Origin of the sequence: Micromonospora sp. ATA51 (assembly GCF_016802855.1) — a bacterium.
Taxonomy (GTDB): Bacteria; Actinomycetota; Actinomycetes; order Mycobacteriales; family Micromonosporaceae; genus Micromonospora; species Micromonospora sicca.
In genome coordinates, this window is sequence record NZ_JAEVHJ010000234.1 from 1 (window position 1) to 10,507 (window position 10,507).

General features: G+C 73.2%; 11 protein-coding genes and 2 pseudogenes. 5 read left to right on the forward strand and 8 right to left on the reverse strand.

What is annotated here, in order from left to right; translation table 11 throughout:
* Nucleotides 1-73: 73 nt before the first annotated feature.
* Nucleotides 74-1,984 (reverse strand): annotated as a pseudogene (locus JNW87_RS27530) (APC family permease); the annotation flags it as partial.
* A gap of 159 nt (nucleotides 1,985-2,143) precedes the next feature.
* On the opposite strand from JNW87_RS27530, the gene JNW87_RS27535 reads away from it, so the two are divergent.
* Nucleotides 2,144-2,809, forward strand: a complete 666-nt coding sequence (locus JNW87_RS27535; RefSeq protein WP_109804901.1) for a TrkA family potassium uptake protein — start codon at nucleotides 2,144-2,146, stop codon at nucleotides 2,807-2,809.
* A 2-nt stretch (nucleotides 2,810-2,811) separates the two neighbouring features.
* Nucleotides 2,812-3,501, forward strand: coding sequence for a TrkA family potassium uptake protein (locus JNW87_RS27540; RefSeq protein ID WP_109804900.1), 690 nt, complete (start codon nucleotides 2,812-2,814; stop codon nucleotides 3,499-3,501).
* 50 nt (nucleotides 3,502-3,551) lie between these two features.
* Here the strand turns inward: JNW87_RS27540 and JNW87_RS27545 are convergent, their stop codons facing one another.
* The 4 genes and pseudogenes from JNW87_RS27545 to dut all read right to left on the reverse strand — a co-directional run bounded on the left by JNW87_RS27545 (nucleotide 3,552) and on the right by dut (nucleotide 6,049).
* A complete protein-coding gene (locus JNW87_RS27545; RefSeq protein ID WP_109804899.1) occupies nucleotides 3,552-4,235 on the reverse strand; it encodes a DUF3159 domain-containing protein in 684 nt (227 codons plus the stop codon).
* Entirely contained in the window at nucleotides 4,232-4,612 is a 381-nt protein-coding gene (locus tag JNW87_RS27550) for an OB-fold nucleic acid binding domain-containing protein (RefSeq protein ID WP_109804898.1), read from the reverse strand. The genes JNW87_RS27545 and JNW87_RS27550 overlap by 4 nt, the downstream gene beginning before the upstream one ends.
* Nucleotides 4,613-4,826: 214 nt before the next feature.
* Nucleotides 4,827-5,492 (reverse strand): DUF3710 domain-containing protein, encoded by a 666-nt coding sequence (locus JNW87_RS27555; RefSeq protein ID WP_109804897.1) that lies wholly within the window; start codon nucleotides 5,490-5,492, stop codon nucleotides 4,827-4,829.
* 25 nt (nucleotides 5,493-5,517) lie between these two features.
* Nucleotides 5,518-6,049: pseudogene (gene dut, locus JNW87_RS27560) on the reverse strand (dUTP diphosphatase).
* Nucleotides 6,050-6,138: 89 nt separating this feature from the next.
* Here dut and JNW87_RS27565 point away from each other — a divergent pair.
* Entirely contained in the window at nucleotides 6,139-6,633 is a 495-nt protein-coding gene (locus tag JNW87_RS27565; RefSeq protein WP_238454678.1) for a DUF3093 domain-containing protein, read from the forward strand.
* A gap of 9 nt (nucleotides 6,634-6,642) precedes the next feature.
* Here the strand turns inward: JNW87_RS27565 and JNW87_RS27570 are convergent, their stop codons facing one another.
* Together JNW87_RS27570 and JNW87_RS27575 are read right to left on the reverse strand one after the other, a co-directional pair.
* Nucleotides 6,643-7,518 carry a hypothetical protein gene (locus tag JNW87_RS27570; RefSeq protein ID WP_375373549.1) on the reverse strand — a complete coding sequence of 292 codons (876 nt, stop codon included), beginning with the start codon at nucleotides 7,516-7,518 and terminating at the stop codon, nucleotides 6,643-6,645.
* A gap of 135 nt (nucleotides 7,519-7,653) precedes the next feature.
* Nucleotides 7,654-7,950 carry a DUF4193 domain-containing protein gene (locus JNW87_RS27575; protein WP_007075406.1) on the reverse strand — a complete coding sequence of 99 codons (297 nt, stop codon included), beginning with the start codon at nucleotides 7,948-7,950 and terminating at the stop codon, nucleotides 7,654-7,656.
* A 435-nt stretch (nucleotides 7,951-8,385) separates the two neighbouring features.
* Between JNW87_RS27575 and JNW87_RS27580 the strand changes: the two genes are divergently transcribed.
* Nucleotides 8,386-8,904 (forward strand): LytR C-terminal domain-containing protein, encoded by a 519-nt coding sequence (locus JNW87_RS27580; protein ID WP_201749878.1) that lies wholly within the window; start codon nucleotides 8,386-8,388, stop codon nucleotides 8,902-8,904.
* A gap of 161 nt (nucleotides 8,905-9,065) precedes the next feature.
* On the opposite strand, the gene JNW87_RS27585 is transcribed toward JNW87_RS27580, so the two are convergent.
* Complete coding sequence (locus tag JNW87_RS27585; protein ID WP_109801979.1) at nucleotides 9,066-9,887, reverse strand: inositol monophosphatase family protein; 822 nt, start codon at nucleotides 9,885-9,887, stop codon at nucleotides 9,066-9,068.
* 287 nt (nucleotides 9,888-10,174) lie between these two features.
* On the opposite strand from JNW87_RS27585, the gene JNW87_RS27590 reads away from it, so the two are divergent.
* Nucleotides 10,175-10,507, forward strand: a 333-nt coding sequence (locus JNW87_RS27590) for an RNA polymerase sigma factor region1.1 domain-containing protein (protein WP_375373550.1), incomplete at its 3' end; no start/stop codon positions are given.

The window sequence follows — 10,507 nt, forward strand, 5'->3', positions numbered from 1 at the left end:
TGTCGACCTTCGACTGGCACTCCGTCGCCCCGGCCACGCTGAAGCGGATGCCCTACGGCGAGACGATCGTCATGCTGGCCACCGTCGCGACCACCCTGGTCACCATCACCCCCGGCTCGAAGAGCAGCCGGCCCTTGAGCCGCAGCGCGCTCTGGTTGTGCAACAGGTTCTCCCACCAGCGGCCGACCACGTACTCGGGGATGAAGACGGTGACCACGTCGCGCGGCGACGCCCGGCGGGTGGAGGCCACGAAGTTGAGGATCGGCCGGGTGATCTCCCGGTACGGCGAGTCGACCACGGTCAGCGGGACGGGCATCTCCCGCCGCTCCCACTCCTCCTGGAGCTGGCGGGTGTCCTTCTCGTCCACGTTCACGGTCACCGCGGTGAGCGTGTCCGGCCGGGTCGCCCGGGCGTACGCGATGGCCCGCAGGGTCGGCTGGTGCAGCTTGCTGACCAGCACGATGGCGTGGTTGCGGGCGGGCAGCACGCCCCGCGCCTCGGTCGGCTCCAGCTCGGCGGCGACCCGGTCGTAGTGCCGGCGGATGGCCAGCATCAGCAGGTAGATCACCGCCATCGCGGCGATCGCGATCCAGGCGCCGAGCAGGAACTTGGTGATCAGCACGATGACCAGCACGATGCCGGTCATCGCCATGCCGAAACTGTTGATGGCCCGGGAGCGGATCATCCGGTGGCGCGCCTCCGGGTCCCGCTCGGTCCGCAGGTGCCGGTTCCAGTGCCGGATCATGCCGGCCTGGGAGAGCGTGAAGGAGACGAAGACGCCGACGATGTAGAGCTGGATCAGCCGGGTCACCTCGGCCTGGAACCCGATGATCAGCACGATCGCGAAGACGGCGAGGAAGACGATGCCGTTGGAGAAGGCCAGCCGGTCGCCCCGGGTGTGGAACTGCCGGGGCAGGTAGCGGTCCTGGGCCAGGATCGAGCCGAGCACCGGGAAGCCGTTGAACGCGGTGTTCGCGGCCAGGAAGAGGATCAGCGCGGTCATCCCGGCGACGACGAAGAGCAGCGCCGAACCGGAACCGAAGACCGTCTCGCCGAGCTGGGTCGTGACGGTCTTCTGCACGTACCCGTCGGGCCCGGAGACGATCTGCGAGGGGTCCTCGACGAACTGGAGGCCGGTGAGCCGGGACAGCCAGATGATGCCGACCAGCATGCTCACCGCGATGGTGCCGAGCAGCAGCAGGGTGGTGGCCGCGTTGCGGCTCTTCGGCGCCTTGAACGCGGGCACCCCGTTGGAGATGGCCTCCACACCGGTGAGCGCGGCGCAGCCGGAGGAGAAGGTCCGCAGCAGCAGGAAGACCAGCGCGAAGCCGGCCACGCTGTGCTCCGGGCGGATCACCAGGTCGGCGCTGGGGGCGCGCAGGTCGTCGCCGAGCACGAAGACCCGGACCAGCCCGGTGAGGATCATCCCGACCATCACGATGATGAAGCCGTAGGTGGGGATCGCGAAGGCGGTTCCCGACTCGCGCAGCCCGCGCAGGTTGATCGCGGTCAGCACCGCCACCGCGAGGACCGCGATCAGCACCTTGTGGGTGCCCACGAAGGGCACCACCGAGCCGAGGTTGGCCACGCCCGAGGAGACCGACACCGCGACGGTGAGCACGTAGTCGACCAGCAGCGCGCTGCCCACCGCCAGGCCGGCGCGCGGCCCGAGGTTGACCGTGGCCACCTCGTAGTCACCGCCACCCGAGGGGTAGGCGTGCACGTTCTGCCGGTAACTGGCCACCACGGTGAGCATCACCACGACGACGGCGAGCGCGATCCACGGCGAGAACAGGAACGCCGACGCCCCCGCGATGGAGAGGGTCAGCAGGATCTCGTCCGGCGCGTACGCGACGCTGGAGAGCGCGTCGGAGGCGAAGACCGGCAGCGCGATGCGCTTGGGGAGGAGGGTGTGCTGGAGCCGGTCGGACCGGAACGGTCGACCGACGAGGAGTCGCTTCAGCAGCGAGGTGGGACTGGCCACAAGCGCTAAGGGTACGACCAACCCCCGCCGACCGTCGGGGGTGCCTGATCAACCTTCCGCGCGCCCGCGCGGTACGGTCGGTCCCCCGCCCGGGGCGGGGACGTGGCAGGCTCGCAGACGACGGGCCCACCGGGGCGCACCGTGGGAGGAGCGGACACCGTGCATGTCGTGATCATGGGCTGCGGCCGGGTCGGGTCGACCCTCGCCCACAGCCTGGAGTCCCGGGGGCACTCGGTGGCGGTGATCGACCAGGACGCGGACGCGTTCCGCCGCCTCGGCCCCGACTTCGCCGGCATCACCGTCACCGGTGCCGGGTTCGACGGCGAGGTGCTGCGTCAGGCCGGCATCGAGCGGGCGGACGCCTTCGCGGCCGTCTCCAGCGGCGACAACTCCAACATCATCTCGGCCCGGCTGGCGCGGGAGACCTTCGGCGTCTCCCGGGTCGCCGCCCGCATCTACGACCAGCGCCGGGCGCAGGTCTACGAGCGGCTCGGCATCCCCACCGTGGCCACCGTCCGGTGGACCGCCGACCGGATGCTGCGGCACCTGGTCCCCGAGGGCAACGTCGAGATCTTCCGGGACCCGACCAGCACGGTGTCGATCGTCGAGGTGCCGGTGCACAAGGATTGGATCGGCCGGCCGCTGCGGCAGCTGGAGGAGGGCGTCGGGGCCCGGGTGGCGTACCTGATCCGCTTCGGGATCGGGATGCTGCCGACCGCCTCCACCGTGGTGCAGGAGGGCGACCAGGTCTTCATGCTGGTGACCGACGACATCGTGGGCTCGGTCACGGCGGCGGCGGCGACGCCGCCGGAAGGAGGGCAGTGAGCATGCGCATCGCCATCGCCGGCGCCGGCAACGTCGGCCGGTCGATCGCCCAGGAGCTGATCGACAACGGCCACCAGGTGATGCTGATCGAGCGACAGCCCAAGATGCTCCGGCCGGACCGGGTGCCGGCCGCCGAGTGGGTGCTCGCCGACGCCTGCGAGCTGACCAGCCTGGAGGAGGCCAACGTCGCCGGCTGCGACGTGGTGGTCGCCGCCACCGGTGACGACAAGGTCAACCTGGTGGTCTCGCTGCTGGCCAAGACCGAGTTCGCGGTGCCCCGGGTGGTCGCCCGGGTCAACCGGGCCGAGAACGAGTGGCTCTTCACCGACCAGTGGGGCGTCGACGTCGCGGTGAGCAAGCCGCGGGTGATGGCCGCCCTGGTCGAGGAGGCGGTCACCGTCGGCGACCTGGTCCGGCTGATGACCTTCCGGCAGGGCGAGGCGAACCTGGTCGAGATCACCCTGCCGCCCACCGCGCCGTACGTCGGCCAGCCGATCCACGCGGTGCCGCTGCCCCGGGACGCCGCCCTGGTGGCGATCCTGCGCGGCAAGCGGGTGCTGGTGCCGAGCCCGGACGACCCGATCGAGGCCGGCGACGAGCTGGTCTTCGTGTGCACCGCCCAGGTGGAGGACGAGGTCCGCGCGGTGATCCTCGGCCCGGACAGCGTCGAGCGCACCCGCGGCAAGGGCTGACGCCCGACGGTCACGGCCGGCCGGCCGCGGCGGGCGGCCGGCGCCGGGGCTCAGGCGCCGGGCAGCGGCTGCGGCGCGGTCTCCCGGGTCACCCGGCGCACCGCCCAGACCGTGACGAGCAGCAGCAGCGCGTACGGCGGGTAGCCCAGCGCCAGCCGGGCCACGCCCAGCGCGGTGTCCTGGTGGGCCAGGTAGAGCCCGGCCTGCACGCCCACCTTGGCCAGCCAGACCACGCCCCAGAGCACGGTGAGCTGGGTGAAGGTGCGCACCAGCCGCGGGTCGTCCCGCCACTCGGCGCGCCCCTTGGCGACCAGCACCGACCAGATCCAGCCGACCAGCGGCTGCCGGATCGCCGCCGAGATCAGCAGGGCGAGCCCGTAGCCGATGCCGTACAGGATGCCGGGAAGGTAGAAGTCCCGCTCTTCACCGGTACGCCAGGCGATGGCCGCGCCGATCGCGATGCCGAAGAGCCCGTTGACGGCGTGCCGGACCGGCCGGCGCTGGGCCAGCCGCAGACCGGCGATGAGCAGCGCCACCGCCACCGAGGCGACGACCGCGGGGCGCAGCTCGCCCACCACGTTGGCGATCACGAAGACCACCACGGGGATGCTCGACTCCACCAGGCCACGCCAGCCGCCGAGCTGGTCGGCCATCTGCTCGGCGAGGCTGGGCAGCCGTTCGTCGTCCGGCGGCCCGGTCTCCGGCTCGGTGGTCCGGTGCGGTCCGGTCGTCACTTCGGCGACTCCAGCTCGTAGTACGGGTTGTAGATCACCTTGCGGTCGTCCCGTACGGCCATCCGGCCGCGGGCGGTCAGGTGCCGGCCCGGCTCGATGCCGGCGATGTGCCGGCGGCCCAGCCAGACCAGGGTGACCACGTCGCTGCCGTCGTAGAGGTCCGCCTCCAGCGTCGGCAGGTTCGTCCGCGGCGTGTAGACCACCGTGCGGAGCCGTCCGGCGACGGAGACCACCTGGCCCCGCATGCACTGCCGGGCCGGCGTGCCGCCCGACTCGGCGCTCTCCCGGCGCAGCTCCTGCGCCTCGATCTCGGCCTCGCTCGCGGTGAGCCGTTGCAGGATGCGCCGCAGCGACACCCGACCCTCGTCGGTCGTCATGACCTCCGCGTCACCCTCTCCACGCTGGCCGGTCCGCGCCGGCGCTGGCCCGACCCCGGGATGCCGGAACCGTCCCGCCAGCGTACGCCGATCCGGCGGCGCGACGGAGCCGCGTCCGCGGCGGCACCTCCCCGGCGTACGGCGGCGACGGCGGACGCACGACGGGCCCGGCGCCCGCCGGCGGGAGCCGACGGGACCGGGCCGGGTTGCTTGCTCAGGCCTCGCGCTGGCCGGGTGCGGGGTTCTCCTGGTCGGCCTGCTCGGCCATCTCGCGGGGCAGCCGCAGCGGCAGCGGCTCGCGGACCGGCTTTGCCTCGTGCCCCCGGTCGACCACCAGGTTGTCGAGGCAGACCGCCAGCGGGCCGGCCGAGGCCGGGTCGGTGGCGGCCGCGCCCTGGTAGACGCCGCGGACCATCCAGCGCGGCCCGTCGATGCCGACGAAACGCAGGTCGGTCATGCCGTCCGGGGTGCGGACCCGGGCGTGCAGTTCGGTGCCGTACTCCCCCTCGACCTCGCGGGCGGCGGCGCCGTCGTTGAACAGCGACTGCCGGATCTCCTCGCGCACCTCGTCCCAGATGCCCTCGGAGCGGGGCGCCGCGAAGACGCCGAGCTGCAGGGCGTTCTCCCCGTGCACGAGCACGACTTGCTGGATCACGCCCTGCGGGTCGGCCTGCACCCGGACCTCGACGTCGGGCACCGCCGGGATCTGCAGGCTGCCCAGGTCCAGCCGGGGCATGTCGGGCGCCTCGGAGACGTCGTACGGCCCCCGGGACGGCGCCGCCGGGGTCGACTCCTCGGTGTCGTAGGAGTCGAGGACCTCGGCGGTCCGCTCGTCACGCGCGTGCCGCGCGCCACCGGCCCGCTTTCGGGAGAAGATCACTGCGCCCACCCTCCGCTGTTCGCACTCACCCTGCCACCTCTTCCGTCCGCCCACTCGTCAGGTCGGGCGATTCCCGGCGCCCGTCGGCGCCGCCGGGGCCGGGATCAGCCCGGCGTGCCCGCCGGTGGACCCGTGCCCACCGGCCCCGCGCCGGGACGCGGGCAGCTCCGCCACCGGCTGGAACTCGGCGCGCGCCACCCGCTGCACGACGAGCTGCGCGATCCGGTCGCCACGGCTGATCTTCGCCGGCACGTCCCGATCGTGATTGATCAGGTTGACCAGGATCTCACCCCGGTAGCCGGCGTCGACCGTACCGGGCGCGTTCAGCACCGTCACGCCGAGCCTGGCCGCCAGCCCCGACCGGGGATGGACCAGCCCCACGTACCCCTCCGGGAGGGCGAGCGCCACCCCGGTGGGGACCAGGGCCCGCCCGCCGGGCGGCAGCTCGACGTCCGCGGCGGCCACCAGGTCCGCGCCGGCGTCGCCGGGATGGGCGTACGCCGGCAGCGGCAGCTCGGGGTCGAGCTGCCGTACGGCACGGGTACGACGTCTGTCACGGTCTTCCTCTTCCGTCCGGGTCCAGGGGTGACCCTGCCATCCTGCCGGTTGGCGGGCCGGTCGTGCGCCGTACCCTCGGAGTGTGAGCCTGTCGCCATCCCCGTCGCCCGCCCCGGCCCCGTCGGCGGCGCCCCCGGCGTACGCCGAGCGGCTCGGCCTGCCCTGGTGGTACTGGCTGGCCGGGCTCGGCCTGGCCGGCCTGCTCGCCACCGAGCTCTGGATGGGCGCCGGCGGGCTGCGTTCCTGGCTGCCCTTCGTGCTGCTGCTGCCGGCGACGGTGGCCGCGCTCTGGTGGCTGGGCCGGATCCGGGTCGCCGTCCGCGACGGCGAGCTGCGGGTGGACGACGCCCGCCTGCCGGTGCGGTTCGTCGCCGACGCCGTCCCGCTGGACGCCGCCGGCCGCCGCGAGGTGCTCGGCGTGGGAGCCGACCCGCTCGCCTTCGTCGTGCAGCGGCCGTGGGTCGGCGGCGCGGTCCAGGTGGTGCTGGACGACCCGGCCGACCCGACTCCGTTCTGGGTCGTCAGCTCCCGGCACCCGGTCGAGCTGGCCGCGGCGATCATGGCCGCCCGCAACGCCGGCTGAGCCTCGGTCTCAGGGCAGCGCGGGCCGTGACCCGGGCAGCTCCCGTCCCTGCCGGCGCAGGTCCCGACGGAGCTGCTCGGCCAGGTTCCGGGTGTTTCGGCGGTTGAGGTAGCTGGCCACTGCGGCCCCAGTGAGGAAGGGCCCGAGCGTGGTCAGGTTGCGGCCGAAGCGCTTGAGCAGGGCGTCCCGCAGCTCCTTGCGGGCGCCGTTGGCGAGCACGGCGCTCACCCCCACCCCCGGCATCATCGGGTTGATCCCGCGCCCGCTGGCCCAGGAATGCACCAGGACGACGGCGCGCTGCCTGCCCCCGGTGGGCAGCGACACACCGTAGACCTCGTTCAGCTCACCGATCAGCTTCAGCTCGATCGCGGCGACGGCGACCGTCTCTGCGGCCAGCAGCACGGGCGCGGAGAGCAGGGTGGGGGTGACCGCCCACTCGACTGCAGCGACCCCGCCACCGGCGGCGCCGACCCCGGCGGTCGCCCGGGCGGCGTTGCGGATCAGCCGCTCGGCCAGCGCCTCGTCGTCGAGGCCGGGGAAGTGCCGGCGCAGCGTGGCCAGGTCGCGGACCGGCACGCGTGGGGCGACGTCGGCGACGGTGTCCACCATCCAGCGGACGGCGGCCTTCGGCTTGAACAGGTCGGCAAGCCCCCGGGCCCGGGCCTGCCCGACCAGCCGGGCGAGCAGCTGCCGCCGGCGGGCCGGCTCGAGGTCGTCCTCGGTCAGCGCGGCCACGGTGGCGCCGAGCTCGTCGGCGTCACCACCGGCTGTCGTCGATGCGCCGGGTTCGCGCCAGGCGTCGGAACCGGTCACCGGGCCGTGCCCGGGACTCGTGTCGGTTTCCTCGGCGCCGGGCCCACCGGCCCGCTCGCTGCGCTCGTTCACCCGTCCGACCTCCCGGAGTCCCGCCGGCCTCGAAACCGCCCGTCTTGAGTCAAGCAGCATCCCGCCGCCGGCGCACGGCGACTCGAACAGCGGCGGCCCCGTCCAGGAGGCCGCCGCCGGTGACACGCGTCCGGATCAGACGCACTCGCGGCAGATCAGCTCGCCGTTGCGCTCGACCGCGAGCTGGCTGCGGTGGTGGACCAGGAAGCAGCGGGCGCACCGGAACTCGTCCTGCTGCATCGGTAGCACCTTGACCGTGAGCTCCTCGTCGGCCAGGTCGGCGCCGGGCAGCTCGAAGCTCTCGGCCACCTCGGCCTCGTCAACGTCCACGGCGCCCGACTGTGAGTCGACCCGCCGGGCCTTGAGCTCTTCGAGGCTGTCCTCGCCGAGGTCGACCTCGTCGCGACGCGGGGCGTCGTAGTCGGTGGCCATCGGTTTCACTCTCCCATATCGATATGGTCGCTTCCGGTTGTAACGCCGGACGACGCTGTTTCGGTTCCGCTGGCCGGCCGCCATTTGTGTCGGTCACCCGACCCGAAGACCGGTGGGCCGAGTCCGCCAGAGAAACTCCCCCAGCGAGCGCGGAACCTTACCCCCCCTTTGGGCGAGGCATGTATACCGCCCTCGCGGCAGAGATGTACGCCCCTGCACCCGAAGTTGTTCCCAATGTGACTCAGGCGACACGAAGATAGGGGTAGTAGTACCTGGTTCCGGGGTGGCGCGCCGGTATGTCGGGCTGTTTCCACGCGACGGCCGGACAACCGTTAACCTCAGCGGCGTACTCGACGGCCGGCGGGGCGGCCCGACCGCCAGCGGCCGCCGCCACCCTTTCACTGTCCGGGGAGCGCCCAGATGAGTTTTGCGCGAGTGCGGGCACTCGTTGTCGTCGGTCTGCTGGCGGTCCTCGCCCTGGTTTTCGTCGTCGTCGCCATGGTCAAGGACACCCAGGGCAAGGTGGGCACCGCGGCGGGCTGCCCGGACGGCTGGCCGCTGGCCGACGTGACCCTGCGCGAGCCGAAGGACGTCAAGATCAACGTCTACAACGCCACCGAGGAGCCGGGCCTTGCCGGCAGCGTGGCGGACGACTTCCGCAACCGCAAGTTCCAGGTGAAGAAGGAAGGCAACGCGCCGAAGGGAGTCGAGGAGGTCGCCTTGCTCCGCTTCGGACCGAAGGGTGTCGGCTCCGCGCACCTGCTGCGGGCCTATTTCCTCAACAACGCCGAGCGGCAGTACGACCCGAAGCGCAAGGACGACACGGTCGACGTGGTCCTGGGCAACGGCTTCCAGCAGTTGGCCACCACCACCGAGGTCAACCAGTCCCTCGGTGACCTCGGCTCGCCGGTGGCGCCCCCCGGCTCCTGCCCGATGCCGGTGGACGACAAATAGTCCCGCTCTCCCGCCCCCGGCCGGGTCCGGCGGGGGGGGTCGGTCGACTCCGGGTCGGCGACGTGGCACGACCGGACGGACCGGATGACCCTGGTCCCCGACGTGACGTGGATCATGGCCCGGTGGCCGCGACACGCCCGGGTGGAGGCGGATCGGGCCGGTCAGGGGCCGCCGGACGCGTCCAGGGCGGCCAGCCGGCTGTGCAGCGGCGCGAACAGCGCCGGCGGGGCGGCGATGACCAGGTCGGGGCCGGCGGGAAGGCCGTCCAACCCGGCCACCCGCAGTCCCGCCTCGGTGGCGACCAGCCCGCCGGCCGCCTGGTCCCAGGCGGCCAGCCCCTTCTCGTAGTAGGCGTCGACGCGACCCTCGGCGGCCAGGCAGAGGTCCAGCGCCGCCGCCCCCATCCGGCGGATGTCCCGGACGTGCGGGATCAGCTCGGCGACCACCCGGGCCTGGTGCGCCCGCCGGCCGGGGTCGTAACCGAATCCGGTGGCGACCAGCGCCTGGCCCAGGTCGGTCTCGGTGGAACAGCGCAGCCGCTCGCCGTCCCGCCAGGCGCCGCCGCCCGCGGTGGCGGTCCACTCCTCGCCGGTGGCCACGTTGCGGACCACGCCCACCACCACCTCCCCGGCCACCTCGGCGGCGAGGGAGACCGCGCAGTAGGGCAGCCCGTACAGGTAGTTCACGGTGCCGTCGATCGGGTCGACGATCCAGCGCACCCCGCCCGCCTCGACCGGCCCGGTGTCCCCGGCGCCGTACTCCTCCCCGAGGACCGCGTCGTCCGGGCGGAGCTTGCGCAGCGCGTCGAGCACCTGACGCTCCACGGCCCGGTCGGCGGCGGTCACCACGTCGGTGACCGTGCTCTTGGTCGCGGCGACCGAAACCCCCTCGGCCCGCATCCGGTGGGCGGTGGCGGCCGCGTCCCGGGCGACGTCGATCGCGATCTCCAGCAGTTCCTGCGTCGGCGGCGCCGAGCGGATCATGGTTCGTCCCCTTCCCGTACGACCGCGGATTCCCCGGCCGTGCGCGGGTATCATCCTTACAAAGTCCACATCTGCGCCCAATCGGCGGTCGGTATCGCCAGTACGCCGTGCGGCGCAGGATGATCGCGGCAGACGGCGTTACAATTCACCCTGCCCACGCGCCACGGACCGCCAGCGACCGGTCGGCCCGGGACACGGGGGTCCCTCAACGACATCGCCCGGCACGGCGTTCCGTGCTGCGCCGGACGACCCGGCCGTGCTCGCTCTTCGCCTCCGGAAGGTCATTCGTGACAGAACCCCGCCAGCCTGGCGCCGACGTTCGCTCGCTCACCGACACCCTGATCGCCCACGCGCAGAGCGCCGGCGGTCAGCTCACGTCGGCCCAGCTCGCGCGCACCGTCGAGTCCGCTGAGGTGACCCCGGCCCAGGCCAAGAAGATCCTGCGCGCGCTCTCCGAGGCGGGCGTGACGGTGGTCGTGGACGGCTCCGCCAGCACCCGCCGCCGGGTGGCCGCGGCCCGCTCCGCCACGCCGGCGTCCCGGGCCACCACCGCCAAGACCACCAAGAAGGCCGCCGCGCCCGCCCCGAAGCAGGCGCCGGCCGCCGACGAGGCCCCGGCC